The organism is Bacillus sp. YKCMOAS1, assembly GCF_030268125.1.
GTDB classification, from domain to species: domain Bacteria; phylum Bacillota; class Bacilli; order Bacillales; family Bacillaceae; genus Bacillus; species Bacillus safensis.
Window position 1 is genome coordinate 136,374 of sequence record NZ_BSEI01000003.1, and the last position, 20,206, is coordinate 156,579.

The 20,206-nt window shown below is 40.3% G+C and carries 24 protein-coding genes; 6 read left to right on the forward strand and 18 right to left on the reverse strand.

The window, feature by feature from the left end; genetic code table 11:
* Positions 1–28 precede the first annotated feature (28 nt).
* The 3 genes from QSJ46_RS09795 to spoVK all read right to left on the reverse strand — a co-directional run bounded on the left by QSJ46_RS09795 (position 29) and on the right by spoVK (position 3,668).
* Positions 29–1,309 (reverse strand): methionine gamma-lyase family protein, encoded by a 1,281-nt coding sequence (locus QSJ46_RS09795; RefSeq protein WP_285604670.1) that lies wholly within the window; start codon positions 1,307–1,309, stop codon positions 29–31.
* A 6-nt stretch (positions 1,310–1,315) separates the two neighbouring features.
* On the reverse strand, positions 1,316–2,587 hold the full coding sequence (gene hflX / locus QSJ46_RS09800) for a GTPase HflX (RefSeq protein WP_041084763.1): 1,272 nt from the start codon (positions 2,585–2,587) through the stop codon (positions 1,316–1,318).
* Positions 2,588–2,708: 121 nt separating this feature from the next.
* A complete protein-coding gene (gene spoVK, locus QSJ46_RS09805) occupies positions 2,709–3,668 on the reverse strand; it encodes a stage V sporulation protein K (protein WP_024424083.1) in 960 nt (319 codons plus the stop codon).
* A 320-nt stretch (positions 3,669–3,988) separates the two neighbouring features.
* Between spoVK and QSJ46_RS09810 the strand changes: the two genes are divergently transcribed.
* The gene (locus tag QSJ46_RS09810) at positions 3,989–4,747 is read left to right on the forward strand and encodes an N-acetylmuramoyl-L-alanine amidase (protein WP_047203907.1); all 759 of its coding nucleotides are present in this window, start codon (positions 3,989–3,991) and stop codon (positions 4,745–4,747) included.
* Positions 4,748–4,814: 67 nt separating this feature from the next.
* Here the strand turns inward: QSJ46_RS09810 and QSJ46_RS09815 are convergent, their stop codons facing one another.
* From QSJ46_RS09815 to QSJ46_RS09855, 9 genes are all read right to left on the reverse strand, one after another.
* The gene (locus QSJ46_RS09815) at positions 4,815–5,432 is read right to left on the reverse strand and encodes a hypothetical protein (RefSeq protein ID WP_039178787.1); all 618 of its coding nucleotides are present in this window, start codon (positions 5,430–5,432) and stop codon (positions 4,815–4,817) included.
* Between the two features lie 84 nt (positions 5,433–5,516).
* Positions 5,517–6,497 carry a class 1b ribonucleoside-diphosphate reductase subunit beta gene (gene nrdF, locus QSJ46_RS09820; protein ID WP_034662137.1) on the reverse strand — a complete coding sequence of 327 codons (981 nt, stop codon included), beginning with the start codon at positions 6,495–6,497 and terminating at the stop codon, positions 5,517–5,519.
* A 17-nt stretch (positions 6,498–6,514) separates the two neighbouring features.
* Positions 6,515–8,617, reverse strand: coding sequence for a class 1b ribonucleoside-diphosphate reductase subunit alpha (gene nrdE, locus QSJ46_RS09825; RefSeq protein ID WP_034281935.1), 2,103 nt, complete (start codon positions 8,615–8,617; stop codon positions 6,515–6,517).
* Positions 8,577–8,969: a class Ib ribonucleoside-diphosphate reductase assembly flavoprotein NrdI gene (gene nrdI / locus QSJ46_RS09830; protein ID WP_008360380.1), complete on the reverse strand. Its 393-nt coding sequence runs from the start codon at positions 8,967–8,969 to the stop codon at positions 8,577–8,579. Before nrdI ends, nrdE begins: the two co-directional genes overlap by 41 nt.
* Before the next feature lie 265 nt (positions 8,970–9,234).
* Entirely contained in the window at positions 9,235–9,447 is a 213-nt protein-coding gene (locus QSJ46_RS09835; RefSeq protein ID WP_039178783.1) for a hypothetical protein, read from the reverse strand.
* 79 nt (positions 9,448–9,526) lie between these two features.
* The gene (locus QSJ46_RS09840) at positions 9,527–9,847 is read right to left on the reverse strand and encodes a YmzC family protein (protein WP_039178780.1); all 321 of its coding nucleotides are present in this window, start codon (positions 9,845–9,847) and stop codon (positions 9,527–9,529) included.
* 159 nt (positions 9,848–10,006) lie between these two features.
* On the reverse strand, positions 10,007–10,228 hold the full coding sequence (gene hfq / locus QSJ46_RS09845) for an RNA chaperone Hfq (RefSeq protein WP_024424088.1): 222 nt from the start codon (positions 10,226–10,228) through the stop codon (positions 10,007–10,009).
* A gap of 25 nt (positions 10,229–10,253) precedes the next feature.
* Positions 10,254–11,210 carry a tRNA (adenosine(37)-N6)-dimethylallyltransferase MiaA gene (gene miaA, locus QSJ46_RS09850; RefSeq protein WP_058837643.1) on the reverse strand — a complete coding sequence of 319 codons (957 nt, stop codon included), beginning with the start codon at positions 11,208–11,210 and terminating at the stop codon, positions 10,254–10,256.
* Positions 11,211–11,280: 70 nt separating this feature from the next.
* A complete protein-coding gene (locus QSJ46_RS09855) occupies positions 11,281–11,682 on the reverse strand; it encodes a YmaF family protein (protein WP_034623557.1) in 402 nt (133 codons plus the stop codon).
* A 104-nt stretch (positions 11,683–11,786) separates the two neighbouring features.
* Between QSJ46_RS09855 and QSJ46_RS09860 the strand changes: the two genes are divergently transcribed.
* The 3 genes from QSJ46_RS09860 (at position 11,787) to erbB (ending at position 13,068) form a co-directional block, all read left to right on the forward strand.
* Positions 11,787–12,059 carry a hypothetical protein gene (locus QSJ46_RS09860; protein ID WP_047203904.1) on the forward strand — a complete coding sequence of 91 codons (273 nt, stop codon included), beginning with the start codon at positions 11,787–11,789 and terminating at the stop codon, positions 12,057–12,059.
* A 307-nt stretch (positions 12,060–12,366) separates the two neighbouring features.
* Positions 12,367–12,684 (forward strand): SMR family multidrug efflux transporter EbrA, encoded by a 318-nt coding sequence (erbA, locus tag QSJ46_RS09865; RefSeq protein WP_039178769.1) that lies wholly within the window; start codon positions 12,367–12,369, stop codon positions 12,682–12,684.
* A gap of 15 nt (positions 12,685–12,699) precedes the next feature.
* A complete protein-coding gene (gene erbB, locus QSJ46_RS09870) occupies positions 12,700–13,068 on the forward strand; it encodes an SMR family multidrug efflux transporter EbrB (protein ID WP_058837646.1) in 369 nt (122 codons plus the stop codon).
* Between the two features lie 46 nt (positions 13,069–13,114).
* Here the strand turns inward: erbB and QSJ46_RS09875 are convergent, their stop codons facing one another.
* Positions 13,115–13,564, reverse strand: coding sequence for an OsmC family protein (locus QSJ46_RS09875; RefSeq protein ID WP_039178763.1), 450 nt, complete (start codon positions 13,562–13,564; stop codon positions 13,115–13,117).
* 76 nt (positions 13,565–13,640) lie between these two features.
* A complete protein-coding gene (locus QSJ46_RS09880; protein WP_047203902.1) occupies positions 13,641–14,375 on the reverse strand; it encodes a poly-gamma-glutamate hydrolase family protein in 735 nt (244 codons plus the stop codon).
* Between the two features lie 585 nt (positions 14,376–14,960).
* Between QSJ46_RS09880 and QSJ46_RS09885 the strand changes: the two genes are divergently transcribed.
* On the forward strand, positions 14,961–16,286 hold the full coding sequence (locus QSJ46_RS09885) for a S8 family peptidase (protein WP_064498491.1): 1,326 nt from the start codon (positions 14,961–14,963) through the stop codon (positions 16,284–16,286).
* 90 nt (positions 16,287–16,376) lie between these two features.
* Here QSJ46_RS09885 and QSJ46_RS09890 read toward each other — a convergent pair whose 3' ends face one another.
* The 4 genes from QSJ46_RS09890 to QSJ46_RS09905 form a co-directional block, all read right to left on the reverse strand.
* The gene (locus QSJ46_RS09890; RefSeq protein ID WP_107163711.1) at positions 16,377–17,525 is read right to left on the reverse strand and encodes a Rap family tetratricopeptide repeat protein; all 1,149 of its coding nucleotides are present in this window, start codon (positions 17,523–17,525) and stop codon (positions 16,377–16,379) included.
* Positions 17,526–17,688: 163 nt separating this feature from the next.
* Positions 17,689–18,438 (reverse strand): poly-gamma-glutamate hydrolase family protein, encoded by a 750-nt coding sequence (locus QSJ46_RS09895; RefSeq protein WP_047203899.1) that lies wholly within the window; start codon positions 18,436–18,438, stop codon positions 17,689–17,691.
* Positions 18,439–18,747: 309 nt separating this feature from the next.
* Complete coding sequence (locus QSJ46_RS09900; RefSeq protein ID WP_047203898.1) at positions 18,748–19,221, reverse strand: CarD family transcriptional regulator; 474 nt, start codon at positions 19,219–19,221, stop codon at positions 18,748–18,750.
* Between the two features lie 244 nt (positions 19,222–19,465).
* Positions 19,466–19,723 (reverse strand): hypothetical protein, encoded by a 258-nt coding sequence (locus QSJ46_RS09905; protein WP_047203897.1) that lies wholly within the window; start codon positions 19,721–19,723, stop codon positions 19,466–19,468.
* 68 nt (positions 19,724–19,791) lie between these two features.
* Here QSJ46_RS09905 and QSJ46_RS09910 point away from each other — a divergent pair, with 68 nt between their 5' ends.
* Positions 19,792–20,196 (forward strand): hypothetical protein, encoded by a 405-nt coding sequence (locus QSJ46_RS09910; RefSeq protein WP_047203896.1) that lies wholly within the window; start codon positions 19,792–19,794, stop codon positions 20,194–20,196.
* Positions 20,197–20,206 lie beyond the last annotated feature (10 nt).

Here is a 20,206-nt window from a genome sequence, read left to right on the forward strand (position 1 = left end):
CCATGTTAGGAATATTAACATGATTTTTTTATTGAGCAGGCACTTCAATAAAACCTTGATCCAATAAGGCATCGACAGCACTGCAAATCGCATTTTTCACATGGGCATACGTGAGACCACCTTGCACGTAGGCAGTATAAGGCGGTCTGATCGGACCATCGGCTGATAATTCGATACTGGCTCCTTGTACAAATGTGCCCGCTGCCATAATGACATCATCCTCGTAGCCCGGCATATAGCTTGCATGTGGTGTGACGTGACTGTTAATCGGAGATGCATACTGGATTGCCTGACAGAACGCAATCATTTTTTTAGGATCTCCAAATTCGACAGATTGAATCAAATCCGTTCTTTTCGCATTCCATGCTGGGTTTGTTTGGAATCCGAGCTTCTCAAGAAAACGAGCCGTAAATACTGCGCCTTTTAAGCTTTGAGCCACAACATGCGGCGCCAAGAAAAAGCCTTGATACATTTCCTGGAGCGCATACAGCGATGCACCCGCTTCACTGCCGATGCCCGGAGATGTCATTCGATAAGAGCAAGCTTCGACCCATTTTTCTTTTCCAACGATGTAGCCGCCTGTTTTGGCAAGGCCTCCGCCTGGGTTTTTAATAAGCGAACCGGCCATGAGATCAGCTCCGACATGACACGGCTCTTGTAATTCAGTAAATTCACCATAACAGTTGTCTACAAACACAATGATTTCTTCATTTATCTCTTTCACAAATGAAATCATTTGCTCAATTTCTTCTATTGTAAAGGATGGCCTTGACGCATAGCCTTTTGAACGCTGAATGCCGATCACTTTTGTTTTAGAAGAAATCGACTCTTTTACTTTGTCGTAATCGACTGATCCATCTTGAAGCAAATCAATGGCTTTGTAGTCAATGTGGAAGTCTTTTAATGAGCCTGTCCCTTCTTTGCCGCGAATCCCGACAATTTCTTCTAGCGTATCGTATGGTTTTCCCGTCATGTAGATCAATTCATCGCCAGGTCTCAGCACACCAAATAAAGCAATGGAAATCGCGTGTGTGCCAGAAATGATCTGCGGACGGACAAGGCCGCTTTCTCCACCGAAGACATCCGCATAAATCTTTTCTAACGTGTCTCTCCCCATATCATCGTAGCCATATCCAGTTGTTGGATTAAAGTGAGAGTCACTGACTTTGTGCTTTCGATAGCTTTCAAGAACCCGCCACTCATTTTGTTCGCTCGTTTGATCAATTTGCTGATGTACGTGTAATATCTCTTGTTCTGTTTCTGCTGCTGCTTTTTCTAAAATACTGCCGTGTTTTAATGTGTGAAACATCTTGATTTAATTCCTTTCCAACATATACTTCTTGATTTGACCTAAGATGGTCTGATCCTCACCACTATATCCGGTGATGTCGTAAATCTCTGCTTCTTTTTGAAATTCTAGTGATTCCACAAGCGTTTCTGATTTTAATGCAGAGATGAGCTTCCCTTCATACGCTGGAATCTTCACATGATATGGCTTTAAAAAGGCTTTTTTCAGCTCAGCCATAATATCCGCTTTTAACCTTTTTACATCTTCTTTGCGTCTAGCACTGATTAATATGTGGCGATGCTTTGAAGATGGGATGAAATCTGGTCTAATTTGATCTTCCTTGTTATAAACAGTCAGCATTGGAATACGGTCCGCTTCTAATTCTTCTAAAAGCTCATGAACCGTTCGTTCGTGCCCTTCATAATCCTCATTAGAAGAGTCGATGACATGAAGCAAATAATCGGCTTCCTTCACCTCTTCAAGTGTGGAACGAAATGCGGCGATCAGTGTTGTCGGAAGGTCTTGGATAAAGCCAACCGTATCCGAAATGAGCACACTGTAGCCAGATTCTAATGTCATCTTACGCGTCATTGGGTCAAGTGTCGCAAACAGCAGATCCTCTTCATGACTATCTGCTTCTGTTAATTGATTAAACAAAGTTGATTTTCCGGCATTCGTATACCCGACAATGGCAATTTGGAACACACCATTTTTCTTTCGGCGTTCCCGGTATCTTGTTCGATGTTCTTTGACTGCAGATAACTGCCCGTTAATTTCGTGAATGCGGTTCCGAATATGACGTCTGTCTGTTTCAAGTTTTGTTTCACCTGGGCCTCTTGCGCCAATTCCGCCTCCTTGTCTTGAGAGGCTGATCCCTTGTCCACTTAGTCTCGGCAGGGCATACTGAAGCTGGGCAAGCTCTATTTGCAGCTTCCCCTCTCTTGTACGGGCTCTTTTTGCAAAGATATCTAAAATCAATTGCGTACGATCAATAATTTTTACATCTAAAGCAGTCGCCAAAGCTTTTAGCTGGCTTGGAGAAAGCTCGTCGTTAAAAATAATGACATCACATTCGAGTTCTTCGCAAAGCACCTCAAGTTCTTCTACTTTCCCTTTACCGATATACGTTGCGCTGTCTTGTCTATTTCTCTTCTGCGTCATCACGCTGACAGCTTCACCGCCAGCCGTTTTGGTTAAGGAAGCTAATTCTTCCATTGAGTATTGAAAGCGTTCATCCGTTACATGCGGCAATTGACAGCCGACAAGGATCGCTTTTTCAGTCATTTCATGTTCATTCAACGTCAGTTGTTTCCTTTCTGTACTTAAGTTTTCAGTAGTACCATCATACCAAACAGATCACACGTATACCACTATTCGGATGGTTTATTTTAGTGACTCTTTATAAAAAGGATACGCCATTTCAAGAAGGCGTATCCTCTTTCATTTGAAGATCGTGACTTTTAATGGTCAGCAGATCTTTTTTATCATAATGATCCACAAGAAGCAGTCTCATCGCCTGGGTTCGTATGGCCTTTTCAATGGTGTTTCGTACAAACCGGCCATTGCTGAATTTTGCCGGGCTTGTGGTACTTTTAATGTGCATTAAATAATCCCGCAGCTTCCATTCAGCTTCTTGTGTAAATACATATTCTCTGTCCGCCATCATTCGTTTTGCAATATCCATGAGCTGATCGACTGTATAATCAGGAAAGCTGATGTTGATTGGAAATCTTGATTGCAGACCAGGGTTTAAAGAAAGAAAATGATCCATTTCCTTGGAGTAGCCAGCAAGAATCAGAATGAATTCGTGCTGTTTGTCCTCCATATGTTTTACAAGGGTATCAATCGCCTCTTTTCCAAAATCTTTTTCTCCTCCGCGTGCAAGAGAATAGGCTTCGTCAATGAACAAAATACCGCCTAGTGATTTTTTAATTAAATCCCTTGTTTTTTGCGCTGTATGACCAATGTACTCTCCAACAAGATCACCGCGTTCTGCTTCAATTAAATGACCTTTTGAGAGCACATTCATTTCAAAGAAAAGCTTCCCGACAAGTCTTGCAACTGTGGTTTTCCCTGTGCCAGGATTCCCTTTGAACATCATATGAAGCGCTTGTTTTCCTACCTTTAACCCTTGTTCCTGCCGTTTTTGATTAACAAAAATCCAGGCATAAATCTCTTTTATGTTTCGTTTCATTTCATCCATACCGACAAGGCTGTTCATTTCACGCTCTATTTCCCGTAAGATGCTGTGTTTTGCCTCATTTTTCTGCAAGGCTTCTAGGTATTCTGCCTCTGAGTCTGCATCAACCAATACTTGCTTTTGTCCGTTAAGTATAATATTGATTTGGCCGTTGTTTTTATATGTGACAGCTCGCTCCAACGTATTCACCTCTCGCTCTTCTCTCTTTATTCTATTCGGGTGGAGCTGTAATCGTGACAATCGCCCGCTTAAGCCCAAGTTTGCTGTCAAAATGACCCGAGATACCGAATATTGTAGGGATTTGTGCGGTTTCCCAGGAAATGATGTGCTATTTCCATTGTATTCATCCCGTTTAGGCGGACAAACCAACAATTTGCTTTTTCTTAGAAAAATGTAGCTTTTTGATCACAAATGATGCAGAAAAGAGTCTCAATGATTTCCGCATTTTGTACAGGCAATTCTTCTATTTTCTCATAAAATAAAGACGAGGTGATGAATAGATGGTGAAAATTTTTATTGATCCTGGCCACGGAGGAACAGATTCTGGAGCTAGTGCTAATGGACTTTTGGAGAAAAATATAACACTTCAAATCGCGCTTTTACTGAGAGACATTTTGATTAGTGAATATGATGGGGTTTCTGTCCGCTTAAGTCGTTCAACTGACCAATCCGTCACTTTGTCCCAGCGTACGAATGCAGCAAACAGCTGGGGAGCTGACTATTTCGTATCTATTCATATTAATGCTGGCGGAGGCACAGGGTTTGAAAGCTATGTGTATCCTGGCGTTTCAGCACCGACCACCACGTATCGCAACGCCCTTCATGATGAAATTGTCCGCTCAGTTGATTTTGCTAACCGCGGCAAGAAAACTGCGAACTTCCACGTTCTTCGAGAAACTTCTATGCCCGCTATTTTAACAGAGAATGGTTTCATTGATACGACAGCTGATGCTAATAAGCTCCGCAACGCAACCTTCCTTCAAGGCATCGCTCGCGCTCATGCGACTGGTCTAGAAGAAGCCTTTCAATTGAAAAAAAAAGCAAGTAATCTTTATAAAGTGCAGGCAGGAGCTTTTAAAGTGAAAGCCAATGCAGATGAATTAGCAGCCACACTTAAATCCAAAGGCTTTGACGCATTTGTTGTATTAGACGGAGGTATGTTCCGAGTACAAGCCGGGGCTTTCCGTACAAAGCAAAATGCAGATGACCTCGTCGCAAGATTGAAGCAGGCCGGTCATGACGCATTCGTTTTCCAATAATTTTAAGCTGTTGTAACGAAACAAACCGGCTCAAGTCTTCTACTGAGCCGGTTTGTTGTGTATTTATTTACGCTAGGATATTGACGACAAATTGAGACCATGTTTCAAGACGATCGAAGTACTCAGGCTTTTTCAAATCGGCTGTTTTCATCCATTTTCCTGAAATTTGATCTGTTTCTTTTACTTCTACATGAGCACCCGGAGATAGTTCAAGCGCTGATAACAGTCCAATGTGCACACGGCCGACACTGTTGTCATCGTCATTGATTAATCCAAGGGTTTTCATTTCAAGTTTGTCTTCTTCTTGAATTGAAAGTTCTTCGTCCAGCTCACGATCCGTATTTTCTTTTAGAATCTCAGCAAAGTTTTTTCCTTCAATGAAATTCATATGCCCCCCAAAGCCAAGAGATAACTTATGATGTAAGCGAGTCTCTCCTCCGCCTTGAAGTCTTTCGTATACATACACTTCGTCCTCACGCTTAATCACGACATAAGGAATCGGCTGCTTGAAGTCAGGATTTTCTTCTGCATCGCCTCTTCGCATCTGCTCGAAGTGCTCTTCGATTTCTTTCATAATGGTGCTGATTGTTTTCTCTTCACTGTTCACACCATTAAACGCAAGTGTTTCGTTTTGGAACACTTGCGTACGCGGTGCAACTAAAATGATTTCGTCCATTTTTCCCATGTTCGGTAACCTCCAGTATGTAATACATTGTTAGAAATGGCAAAAAGCCAAAACGAGTGATGCGTTTTGACTTTTACGCTTTCCTTATGATTCATCTCCAAAGAAGAAGTCGTCATCTTTTAACGGCTCAACTGTTGCTTTTTTGTAGCCGTTCCCTTTCATTGAGAAGAAGTCATGCGATTTTGTTTTTGTATTGAGTCCGTTCAATACAATAGGGTTAATCTCTTCTTCTTCAAAATAAGGGGCAAATCCAAGGTTCATTAACGCTTTATTGGCATTGTAACGAATGAACTTTTTCACATCATGCGATAAATTGACTTGGTCATAAATATCTTCAGTGTAATGAAGTTCATTTTCATAAAGCTCGTTTAAAAGGTCAATAGAGAAATCATACAGCTCTTTTTGCACTTCAGGTGTTTGTTTGTTGTAAATTTCTTGTGCTAATAATCCAACGTACACACCATGAATCGCTTCATCACGCAAAATTAAGTTGATGATTTCACCGCTTTGCATGAGCTTTCCTTGCCCATAGAAATATAGCGGGTAGTAAAAACCACTATAAAATAGGAAGCTTTCTAAATAAACAGAAGCAACCATTGCTTTAAAGAGAGAAATAGGATCGTCCTTTTGAATCGAACGGTATAAACTGACAATCATATCTGCTTTCTTTTGCAGGAATTTATTCTTCTTGACCCATTCAAACACTTCACTGATCGTTTCAGTTGGTGCGAGTGTCATGAAGATATTGGAGTATGATTTCGCATGTACCGCATTTTCCATCATTGCCATAAAGTTGAGTACAGCTTTACGTTGATGGCCGTCCACATGTTCTGCAACAATCGGCATCCCTGTATTTCCTTGTTCTGTATCAAGTAAAGTCAGTCCAGCAAGTACCTTCATGTACGTATCTCGCTCTTTTTCACCTAAGTATTTCCATGTTAAGAGATCTCCGTTTAAGGAAATCTCTTCTGGAAGCCAAAACTGCTTCACATTTTGGTTGTAAAACATTTGTGTAAAATCGTCTTCGTGTTTTGACCAGTTGGCTGCATCATAAATTTTTGTCACGTTAAACTCTCCTTTAATCAAACAACACAAGAAAGACAGCCTTCCTGCCCTGTATCCTTCGTTCTTGCATAATAAAGTGTCTTAATGCCTTTATGGTGTGCATAAAGATCGATGCGGTTTAAATCACGCGTTGTCATCGTATCTTTTAGGAATAGTGTAAAGCTGATTCCTTGATCGACGTGCTGCTGAATCGTTGCGATCATATCGACCACTTTAAACATGTCCATATCGTACGCTTCTTTATAGAAGAACCAGTTTTGCGCTGAAAGACCCGGCATTGGGTAATAGGTTTTGCTGTTACCGTATGTTCTTTCTTCGATACGTTCCATAATTGGCATCACAGAGGCTGTTGCCGATTGAACATAAGAAATGGAACCTGTTGGTGCAATACATAAACGATAGCTATGATACATGCCATTTTCCGCTACAAATTCTTTGAGTGCTGCCCAGTCTTCTTTTGTTGGAATGTGCATGCCTTCAAATAGTGCTGCTGCTTTTTCTGTTTTTGGTGTGAAATCATTTTCCACGTATTTATTGAAGTACTCACCAGTTGCATAGCCAGAGCCTTCATAACGATGGAATGTTTCTCCTTTTTCTTTCGCAAGCTCACTTGAGCGTTTAATTGAATAATAGTTCACCATCATAAAGAACGTATTTGCGAAATCTCTTGCTTCTTCACTTTCATAGGCAATTTGGTTTTGAGCTAAATACCCATGAAGGTTCATCGCACCAAGTCCAATTGACTTCATCGCTTTGTTCGCTTTTCGAACAGCCGGTGCATTGCGAATGTCTGTTGTTTCAGACACAAGCGTTAGTGAGTCTGTTGCAAGCTTAACCGTTTTTTCGATCGATTTGTTTTTCATGACATTCATGATATTTAATGAACCAAGGTTACAAGAAATATCAAGACCGATTTCATCTTCTTGATCATAGTCCGTGTAAGAAGAAACCTCTGACGCCTGAAGCACTTCTGAGCAAAGGTTTGAGAATTTCACTCGTGAAATATGGTTCAAAGCATGCTCTCTGTTTACATTATCTTGGAACATGATATATGGATAGCCTGATTCTGAGCGTAGAACAGCCAATTTTTCAAGAAGCTTTCTCGGATTGACTTTTTCTTTTTTAACTTTCGGGTTTTCTACAAGCTCGTCATACATTTCTTCCATGTCCATCTCATCAAGATGCTGTCCATATTCTTTATAGACTGTGTGCGGATAGAAAGTGTAAGCTGTTTTATCTTCTCTAGCAAGCTCGATAAATTTATCCGGGATGACGACTCCAATGGACAGAGTCTTCACGCGAACATCTTCATCTGCAGAGATTTTTTTCGTATCTAAGAAATCATTGATATCTCTGTGGAAAATATTCAGGTAGGCACTGCCTGATCCTTGTCTTTGCCCCATTTGATCTGCATATCTGAATGCATTATCAAGAAGCTTCATCACGCCGACGACACCTTTTGTCGCATTTTCTACATCTTTGATTGCTTCGCCTTTTGCACGAAGTTTTGACAGGTTCAAACTGACGCCGCCGCCTAGTTTTGACAGCTGCATGGAAATATCAATCGCTCTTGAAATATCGTTTAGTGAGTCATTCACTTCAAGCAAGAAGCAGCTCACAAGCTCACCGCGTCTTTTACGTCCAGCGTTCAAGAAGGTTGGTGTACTTGGCTGGTACTCTTGATTGATCATCAATTCTACAAACTCAAGTGCTTTTTCTTTATCCCCACCCGCAAAGAAAAGTGCTACAACTGAAATGCGGTCTTCATAGCGTTCAAGGATTTTCTTTTTATCATTTGTTTTCAGTGCATAGTCATTGTAAAACTTAAATGCACTCATAAATGATGGGAATCTAAATTTTTTGGCATATGCAGCTTCAAAAACTTCTTTAATATCTGCCATGCTGTATTGTCTTAAAAATTCTTCCTCATAGTAGTCGTTTTCTATTAAGTAATCAATCTTCTCTTCTAGATTGTGAAAAAAGACCGTGTTTTGATTAATGTAATCTACGAAATAACTATGTACAGCTTCTTTGTCCTTATCGAACTGAAACTTTCCTTCTTTTTGAATCATAATTTCGTTATTTAATTGTATCCACTTTGGAACCTGATTTTGTGACAATTCTTTCTACCTCCTGTGTAAACAATTCAACATCCCTTTTTGTTCCGCTTAGTTCAAAGGTGTGCAAAATAGGAACTTGATATTGTTTAGAAATCGTATCGGCGCTTTTTGCAAAATTATCTCCCCACACTTTGTTGCCACTCACCGCAACACCTAGTAAAAGGTGAGCATTTTTTTCTAAAAAAGACTGAGTGGTACTAGGGACTTGTCCAAATCCTGTCGTAAAGGTGACGAGAATAAACGGCGTATCCAAAAACTCTTCTCCAGTCAATTTTCGTTTGTCTGTAAAAGGGGTCTTGTCCAAAAAGCGTTGAACATTTCCTGTTTTTGAATCAAATACGATTTGAATCAATTCCATCACGACCTAGTTTTTAGTATTGTTGATCATTTCGCTATTCACTATATATAGTATACTATGTTTTTTCAAAACACAACATATAGATGTTCAAAACGAAAAAAATCAACCAACCCGGCCGAACCTTCATAGCCGAACTCGTACGTTCAAATAAATAGAGCAGAACAGGATCTAAAAATAGACTGCTCTACTCCCTATTCAACTGAAACCGAAATCTATCATAACACGAAAAAAAATCGCTTAGTAGACTAGACTTTTTGTTTTATTTTTTGTAGGCATCGCACTGTAAATCTTCTGACACTTCTGTAATTTCCACTTCAACACCTAATTCTTTTAGCACCGCTTCAAGCGCAGAGGCGATTGAAGCTTCTCTCACTAATTCTTTCCCATTTACAGAAACACTTGTTCCATATTCGAAACAGGAATCGTCTTCACAAGTTTGTTCCCAATGATTAATTTTAATTTTATGTGTCATGAACTCATCCTTTTCTGTCTAGATGTCTGATACATGATTATAGTGTAGCGGCTTCACATTCATTTGTAAATTTACGTGCTTACTCTTCATCATCAAGGCCATCATCATATTCTTCTTCATCCCATTCATCTATGTATTTCGTTGTAACGAGCGTCAGTTCTCCTTCTTTTTCATCAAATCGGTACACATGTACTTGATCATCTTTCACAACAGCAAAGTGATTATTTTTTAGTGCAGCAGATGATGGTAAAACGCCATCTGCATTTTCATGAGAATGGTTATTCCAACTTTCTTGTCTCGTTTCAATGTTTGAGATAGCGCACGATCCAAACAAGACTACAATTCCAATCAAAAGGAGGATTACTCTAATCCTTCTTAATTCAAGCTCTGCATTTTCCATACGAATCCCCTCACCCTTCTAATATCCAATAAGGAATTATACGAAAAATTGGCAGAAAAGTTTCATTGCATACAAAATAGCCCCTCTGCACTGACAAAAAACGTAGCGGGTTCGGCCGGTTTATTCGCAGAGGCATGGGGCTATTCAATACAACCTATACTATTCTAATTCCAGATTTACATTCTTTTGAGGTGCAAATGTAGAAATGGCGTGTTTATAAATAAGCTGCTGCTTTCCTTCTGTTTCAAGCAGCACCGTGAAATTGTCAAATCCTTTCACTTGACCGCGAAGCTGAAAGCCATTCAGTAAGAATACTGTGACAAATGTATTGTCTTTGCGGATCTGATTCAAAAACTGCTCCTGAATATTAATCGGTTTCATGTTTCGTCCTCCTTGATTCTGATAACTACAGTTTCGCTTTAAGTCCAAGCTTTCCTGCTATATATGCGAAAATTTCCTCTTTTTTGTCTGAAAAGTGGCAAGGCGGTGTCATATCAAACCAAGTGACCGCCATTTTATTACGGAACCACGTGAACTGACGCTTCGCATATCTACGGGAATTTTGCTTTAATTGCTGGATGGCTTCATCAAGTGAGCAGTCACCTTGAAAATAGGCATACAGCTCTTTATAACCAATGGCTTGAACAGACTGACAATCCTTCAAGCCTGATTGATAAAGTGCTCTCACTTCTTCAATTAAGCCCTCATCTATCATCATATCAATTCTTTGATGAATGCGCTCGTACAAAAGCTCTCGATCCATTTTCAGCCCAATGAAGGCTGTATCATAAAGAGGAACTTCTTGATGCCCGTTTTGCATTTCCGACATTTTCTGACCTGTTGTATGGATCACTTCCAGCGCCCGGATCACGCGGCGGACGTTATTCGGATGAATAGCATTTGCCGCATCAGGATCTACTGCCTTTAGCTTTTCGTGCAGCAAAATCGCGCCGTGTTGCTGTTCAAACAGCGCCATTTCTTCTCTAAAAACAGGGTCACTTTTCTCATCCGTAAATGTGTAATCATATAAAACAGATTGGATATAGAGGCCTGTTCCGCCGACAATCATTGGCGTTTTCCCTCTAGCGGCAATCTCTTTGATCTTCGAACGGACCAGCTGCTGAAATTCAGCTGTCGAAAAGGATTCGTCCGGCTGTTTAATATCAATTAAATGGTGCGGGATGCCATTCATTTCTTCGGGGGTGATTTTAGCTGTTCCAATGTCCATTCCTTTATAAATCTGCATAGAATCCCCGCTGATAATCTCTCCATTAAATGCTTTGGCTATATCAATGCTCAATTTGGTTTTGCCGACAGCCGTCGGCCCTACTAATACGATTACTGGCTGCTTCGCTTTATTCATAACATCACTCTCTTTTACAAAACTGCCTACAGTATAGCATAACTTTTCTTACTCTCCTATATCCTGGCCATCACCAGCCAAGCGGTTCATTTCCAACCACTTCATATGTTTTTCCTTTTAAACGATGCTTATGTGTTGGCCGCTTCTCATCTGGACTATAGACGACACCTCCGTATGGGATGGGTACAGAATCGAGATAGGCTGAATAGGTGACTTCCTCGATCTCGTGATAATGTGTTCCATCCACTCTTGGAATTGCAGGTCCTGTAATTCCATAGTACCTGTGGAAATGCCCTCTTTCAAAGGAGGTGATCCCGCGATAAAAATGAGTATGCCGGTCGGTACTGCTTCCATTTACAGGCTGAGAAATACCTTCTATTAAATGATAATGCCCCTCTGTTACATCCGTACGTGCTTTATATGCATGAGCATGCGGCGGACACTTTGCCCAATCAGATGGATACAGGCCCATTTCTAACATTCCTCCTTATATTAGGCGTTCACCCAAACATATGTAGGCAATCGGAATACACTGATGTCAGTTACAGTGATTTTATGAGAAAGGAGCCTTTTATTATGAATTATTTTGACACACCTCCATTTATTCAAGAAGACATGAGAAGACCTTTTGGCTTCGGATTTGGACGTCCTGGTTTTGGGTTTGGGAGACCCGGATTTGGATTTGGACGCCCTGGTTTTGGGTTTGGGAGACCTGGATTCTTTGGACCTCCATTTTTAGGTGGTTTTGCTGGAGGCTTGCTTGCTGGATCTCTGCTTGCGCCAGGATATGGTTATGGATACCCTTACCCGCCTCCATACCCGCCGTACGGACCATACCCTTGGTATTAAATATGACGTTTAAGTGAAAACATCCGTTCATAAAATGAATCGATTGACACACTCTTTTTTCATGGGTTAACATTTACTTTACCGACTGTTCAGTAAAGTAGGTGTTTTTTTTATGCCTAAAACCACAAAATAGCCATTTTGATGCAGCTGCCCGTATGATATTAAAAGAAGGAGTAAGACATCTCACCCTTCAGCAGATGGCAGAGCATGCTGGTTTTCAGAAATATTTCAGCTTGAACCGCTGAAAAGAGAGGATAAAAACCCTTTTACTTCATCGGATTTTATACCTATTAGAGGAGGGATGATCATGATCCTCGGTTATCTTTTTTTGGCAGTGGCCATTTTTTCTGAAGCCATTGGCGCCGCGATGTTAAAATTATCTAATGGTTTTACACGCTGGAAGCCAAGCGCTGTCGTTGTGGCTGGCTATTCACTTGCTTTTTATATGCTGTCATTGACACTGAACATTATTCCACTTAGCATGTCTTATGCAACATGGTCTGGGGTTGGTACGGTCCTCACGGCTATTTTTGGCGTGCTCTTTTTCAAAGAAACCTTGAACCAAAAAGCAGTCATTGGGATGGCGATGCTTGTCTCAGGGGTCGTACTATTAAATATGTCATAAAGGATGTGAGAGAGCATGAAAGGAATGCTCTACTTAACAGGAGCCATTTTAACGGAGGTTTTTGGCAGTACAATGCTGAAGCTTTCTCAAGGCTTTTCGCAGCTGCTGCCGAGTATCGGGGTACTGATCGGATTTGGATGCGCCTTTACTTTCCTCAGTTTAGCACTTAAAACCATTGAGCTCTCATCTGCCTATGCAACATGGTCTGGTGTTGGAACAGCTCTCACTGCTCTTGTAGGACTTTTCCTGTTTAACGAAACAATCAGCACGAAAGGCTTCATTGGCCTTGCACTTGTCATCTGCGGCGTGATTGTCTTAAATCAGTCCAAGAAGCAAAAGAACGAAACCAAAGCACAACTCGATCAAACCGAATGGACGTCATAAAAAAAGTCATTTTCTCCATATTTCAAGAGAAAATGACTTTTTTGTTTTAACGGCCGGCTTGAATGGTTTCTTCTAAGGAAATGTTCACATTACCCTGAACAGCTCTTGAGATCATACATGAGCTTTCGGCTTTATGCGCAAGCTTTCGGGCCAGCTCAATATCTTGTGCGGAAGCGGTCTCTTTGAGGATGATAACAGGTCGATGAATGATTTCCTCATAAGTAAACACACCATTTGTCACATCTACGACAGCTTCAGAGCTCATCGATAGATCCTCTTTCTCTAATTGACTCCGCTCCATCATGGCTGCAAGTGTAATGATATAACACGTAGCGGCTGCACCTAAGAGCATCTCATCTGGATTGGTTCCAATACCTGGACCGTCCATTTCCTTTGGAATCGAAATCTTTGTTTTTAATTGTTCACATGCGATTGTACCCACATCGTTACGCAGACCAGGCCAGCTTGCCTGAAGATGAAAATGATGACGCGTCATATCCGTCTCTCCTTTTGTTATCACTGTTCATAGTGTAACAAGAATTCCCCTGCTTGTCTTAACATGTGCACGGTCCTTATGTATATTCTTCATCAAGCACTGTGCGAATTGCCCTGACATAACGATAGAACGCCTCGTTTTTTGTACTCGACCGCCTTCGAAAGTCGAAACTGTCAAATAAAGCTTCACGCTGACTTCTGCTAATCTCAAGCTGCACACTTTGCCCTGTTTTTGTAAGATTATTAATATTATGATTGCTTGTCCCGCTCAGGGTTGCGTGTGCGACAGCTAGTTCAGCAGAAAACCCGTTCCGCTCTAATGAGCTCACAATTTTCTCTGCACGGTCGTAATCTGTTCCGCCGACGAGAGTATGGTCAATTCCTTCCTCGCCTTTGTATCCATGCACTGCTAACACGTAATCATGTGCTTTTGCCTGCGCGACGCCGATTGGCTCATCAAAGTTTGTACTTGTAATATGAAGTTCTGATGCATTCTCTCTTAGACCTTCAAATAAATACGTCGAAAAATCGTTGTCAAAAAAATGGACAATCTCGCTCACGCCGCCTTCAATCCTCCCGCCATGAGGTGACATCACAAGAAGGCGGCTGCCGGGCACTGGGTTAGCTGTAATGTTGTAGCTGCTTGTTGATTCGTTTTCTTCCAGTTCTTTAAAATTTCGATAAATATCATTTGAACCGCTTTCGTCTTCCCCACCTGATGACACTGGCTCATCATGTTCCTGTGCTTGCATGGTATAATAAACGCCCCATCCGATCGCAAGCAGGAGAAGCAAAGCAAAAAACTTCTTCATTCCCGTTCTCCTTTAACAGATTTCTAAGCCGTTTCTATGATTTATATTGAATCATCATTTCTTATTCATTTTTTCCACATTTTCTCTTCACGTTTGATCATAACACTCTAGATCATGAGATTCCTCAAAAATAAGATAATTGCATTTATATACACAGAAACGCCTCTCCTCTTTGAAAACAGAGTTAGAATAGTATGACAAAGAAATGACGTTATGTTTAATATGACCTAGTCCTATCCAGTCTGTTTTCTTTAATTCGGCTTTTTTTGATAAGGATTTGATTTTTTCCATCTGTCACGCATCACATTTATATGAGCATTGACCCTGTCTACACCCCTCCTTTTTCTGCAAAATCCTTTGATTCGCTGGTTCTCTTAGAAGAACTCTCCCACCTATCATCGGCAGATTCTACATGATTTCCACCTTTTTCTATTATTTTACAAAATGTAAGCGCTTTTCTTTTTTGGAAGGCATAAGCAAGCCGCCAATATGAAGAAAAGAAGGGACAAGAATCCGAACCAAGCAGTTCTCAATCACATAACGTAAGAGTGTACGAGAATGGATAGCTGGAATGGAGGGCATCACATGTTTGGATTTTCTATGGTGCAAATGGTCAGAACACATGCTAGTAAACTAGATCAGCCTTTAAGAGAGACCGTTCTTCACCTTTATAAACCTTTTAAATGGACGCCATGCTTTCTTCATCGTTTTTTCGAAGGCAGACTGAAGAAGAAAAAGAAGCTTCGTGTGATCATTGAATTTAAGGAAGGTGCAGCCGAGGCAGGAATTCAAAGCACGAAACAATTAATGAAAAAAAGCAGAAAAACAAATATAAAACGACATTTTTCACATATCGACTGCTGCGCTGCTGATTTAACGCCTGCTGCTTTAGAGGAGCTATTAGCAAACGGTGAGCATATTCGTAAAATTTATTTAGACCGGAAAGTACATGCGCTGCTGGACGTAGCCACACAAGCAAGTCATGCTGAAGAAGTCATCCGAAACGGGACAACTTTAACCGGTGAAGGCATTACGGTCGCTGTCATTGACACGGGAATTTATCCGCATGAAGATTTAGATGGAAGAATTCGTGATTTTGTGGATTTAGTCAAACAAAAAACAAAGCCTTATGATGATAATGGCCACGGTACACACTGCGCGGGAGATGTCGCGGGAGATGGATCCGCTTCAGACGGCCTATACAAAGGACCTGCCCCAAAAGCAAATCTGATTGGTGTGAAAGTGTTAAATAAACAAGGGGCTGGATCACTTTCTACTATTATAGAAGGTGTTGAATGGTGCATGCAGTTCAACCAAGACCACCCTGATGATCCGATTCATATTATCAGCATGTCGCTAGGCGGAGCTGCGCAGCGTTATGATGACGAACAGGACGATCCAATGGTGCGTGCTGTCAATGCGGCTTGGGATCAAGGGATTGTTGTATGCGTCGCTGCCGGTAACTCTGGTCCTAACAGCCAGACGATTGCAAGCCCTGCTGTCAGCCAAAAAGTCATTACGGTCGGAGCCTATGATGACAGGAATACACCTGAATCAAGTGACGATATCGTAGCACCGTTTTCAAGCAGAGGGCCTACTGTTTACGGGGAAGCAAAGCCTGATATCCTCGCACCAGGAGTAAACATCGTTTCTCTCAGATCACCAAGATCCTTTCTGGATAAACTCGACAAATCAAGCAGAGTAGACGATGATTATACAACGTTATCTGGCACATCGATGGCAACACCAATTTGTGCTGGTATTTGCGCTCTACTATTAGAGCATTCACCAGATTTAACGCCAGATGAAGTCAAAACCCTGTTAAAAGAAAATACAAGCAAGTGGTCTGGAGATGATCCGATGATTTATGGAGCAGGTGCAATTGACGCAGAAAAAGCAATCAAAGAATAAAGAAAAAAGCCCTTTACGTTTATGCGTAAAGGGTGTTGTTTGTCTCATTTTTAAGTGTGAAGTCTTTCATCTACTTGAGCAGCTGACATGTTATGCTTCGTTCTCATACATCTCATCTCCTTTTTGAATGTGCGTACGCGCTTCGATCACAATCTCAAAAAAAGTGGAGGATTCCTTGTACATGTCGCGTTCCTTATAATAATTAGCCGCATCAAGTGCTAATTCCTCTAAATCAGCAAACATTTTTTTATTTCTCAGACCAAAAAGGGCCGACCTCAATTGCTCACAACCGTCTTTCTCTATATAGAGCGCCTGTAAAAATTGAAATTTTAACTGATAAATTTCATCTTCCAATACACAAGCCTCTTTCATTCCTGTAGATATGGCCTCGCCCGCCCGCTGAATATCTCCGAGTTTAAAACAAGTAAGGGCAAGTGAAAACAACGATTTGATCATCGTGGATGCTTGATCTTTCTGATAAAGTGAAATGGCTTGTTCAAAAAAGACAGTCGCTGTATGGTACGTTCCCATACTATAATGACAAGTGCCTAGGTTATTAAGAGCCATTGCTTTAAAGTAAGATGTGCATTCTTTTTGTTCCATCGCTTCACAGACTTTTAACGCTTTTTCTAAATAAGGAAGCGCTTTTTGATACTGATTGACATCAATCCAATTACCTGCCATGACAAAATCACATTGAATGCTTCTTTTTCCATAAAGCTGATGTTTCTTATAGATGTCTCTCGCCTTTTTAGCATAGTGCATGGAGAAATAAGTTTGTTTCATATGATAGTATACTTCTGCGATTTTATAGTAGAATTCTGCTTTTTCAATCTCATCTGTCACTAAAATCAGTTGATGTTCCGCATGCTTGTAATATGAAATGGCCTCGATATACCGGCGCTGGATAAACGCATACATTCCATGAAAAAAATGAAAATAATAGCCTAGTAAGCCTGTCATCTCATCTTCTGCATCGTCAATTTCTTTAGGAAAGGACACTGCTTGAAGCGTTTCATTCCCCGCATGGACGGGCGCTAAGTGCTGAAGCATCATTTGATGGCGAAAATCCATTAGGGAATAATATAGGAGTAAATCTTGATCCTCTTCCATATCATGAATTTCTTCTTCAACAAGGCGCTTCATGCCGTTTGCCTGTTCAACTTCAAATTTGCAAATATGTGTGTACCATTGATTGATCTTTACACCTACTTCGGAAGATGGTATTTTGTGTGCCATCCACTTCAGCCCCATTCTATCATATCAAACTGATAACTATTATTTTACATAATTTATGTTTTTAAGGCAAATTGTAAGTTATTACATATTTTATGTTCAAATCGCATATTCCTATCTTTTTTACCAAGTTTAAATAGAGTACTTTTGCCCATCAAAACTTTTTTTACGAAGACGGGTCGAATTCTCTTAGTACTTCTTTTAACGCATTGATATAACGTCTGAATGCTTTTTTCTTTCCTTTTCTCGTATCAAAATTGTCAAAAAAAGCTTCTCTTTGCGCTGTACTAATTTCTAGTTGAACACTTTCACCACTTGCATTTTGATTATTTATATTTTTAGGATCTGTACCAGAAAGCCGTTCGCCTTTTTGTACCATTTCTGCGGAAAATCCTCGATCTTTTAGTTCTCGCACAACCGCTCTTTGCATTTTTTCATTTGTGCCGCCAACGAGCGTGTGTCTTTTATCACTTTTATAGCCGTGGATGGAAATTGAAAAAGGATACGTTTTAATCATTTGAACCAAAACGGGTTCATCAAAATTAGTACTCGTGATATGCAGGTCCCGGTTATTGTCTTGCTTTGTACCTTCGAACAAATACGTAGAGTAGCTTTCTTGAAAGGCTTCTACAATTTCACTTGTTCCTGGTTCAATCTCTCCTCCATGAGGAGAAAATACGAGTAAATCACTTCCGCCCTTTTCGTGAAATTCTATCTCGTACCCTTCTTTTTCATGTCGTATGAGCTGTTTAAAGCTTTCGTATTGATCACCTTGTTTTCGCTCTTTTTGATACTTTTCTACCTCTTGATAATGCTTCTTTTGCTCTTTTTTTTCTTGAACAGAATGGCTGCATTTCACCATTAAAAGAGTACACAGAATAAGAAAGATGAATCCACTTATTAGTAACCTTTTCATTTCACCGCTCCTTTTTTCTCTTAGGTGTCATCTTACCGCAATATTTTACTATCAATGGCTTAAAAAATTCAAAGGTTGTCCGGCTCATTTAAATGAATCAGGAAAACTTACCTGTTTTTAATGTCATCTAGGTATATCAGAGGTCTTTGAATTTTTGTTGTCCGCGTAAAAACTAAATCGTATGACCTCATTTCAATATTAGTTAAAACCACCTACAAAAATGCCAATATTACTCTTTTTTTCAAAACAAAAAAGCTGTAAACAAAGGAGTCTCCTCTTCTGTTTACAGCTAGTCTCTGTATATCATCATTACATTCTTAATTCATTCTCTAAAACTGTCATCACTTCATCTTGCGACAGTCCCTGCGCAAGTGAAATCTCACTCACTAACATGCCTCTTGCATCTTCAAGCATCTTCTTTTCACTTGAATTTAATGCTTTCTTCTGATTTCGTCTCATCAGATCTTTAACAACGTCTGCACCATCTTCGATCGCACCTGTTTTTAGCTTTTTCAGATTTTCATCATATCTTTGCTTCCAAGTAAGCGTGTCGTCGTTTGTTTCTTCTGCAAAATTGTTCATCACAACTTTCAGCGTTGCTTGATCTGCTACCGGACGTATACCTAGTTGATTGATTCTGCCTTTTGGGACCATCATCTGCATATTCGGCATTTGAATCAGAAAATATTCCTGCGTCTTACCTAAAATCTCTTTTTCTTCCATTCCTTCAATCACACCGGCTCCATGCATTGGATAAACAATTTTATCACCTATTTGAAACAAATCCGCCACCTCCGAAAGTATTCACAAAATCATTATAACACATTTCATCAGAGGATAAAAATTTATATTTTATCATGTTATTTTAGCACTAGTCAATTCTTTTTATTTGAGTTTTTTTAGAAAAAGCCTTTTTTATAAAAGAAGTGAGAGCATCCAGTCCTCATGACTCTTTCTTGCATATACTAGCATTGAGTCACATTTAGGAGGGATGACAATGTGCAAATGCAAGTGCAAACATTCCCACTCAAACTGTCATAAAAAGCATGACGATCATCACCACGAGGATCCATGTAAAGAAAAAAAGTTTTGTCATAAAAAAGATAAATGGTTTGAGAGCGATTTTTGGGATACCTCTCGAAGCTACGATCCCTGTTATTTTCCTAAAAGTGTCTGCAGCAGATGTAAAAAGCGTCGTAGAAGAAGACATCGCTACGAAATTTAAGGCTTGACGCTTTACCTGCTTTTCTTTTTCCCGGCTGAAAAGCCGGTTTTTTTCTTTCATATGGATAGGCTCATGAAGCAAATCTGTCTCATAGGATATGGCAACCTGACATAAAGGATGAGATATACATGAACGATATGAACAGCCAAATGAATCATTATCACCAAGAAAATCCCTATCACACATTTGAAAATGTGTATACAGCCAATCATGAGCATATGATTGCGCCAAACATGCATGATCATATGAATATGCCAAACCATTATCATAGCGGCAAAAAAGATATGTATAATGCGCACCATCCACATCATCATTCACCCTATTCAACGTTTCCCAATCAGCATGATTACTTTTCAAAGCATGTTCCAATGAAGGATCACCATCATCTAGGCCATTATGGTGGATATGGGATGATGCCGCACCATCCATACGGTTATCAAGATATGCATATGATGATGCCAACAAACCAGCAAATGCCTGGCCATTTTTACGGAATGAATCAACCAAATGCGCTATTCCCCCGCTATTACTAAAGAATGACAA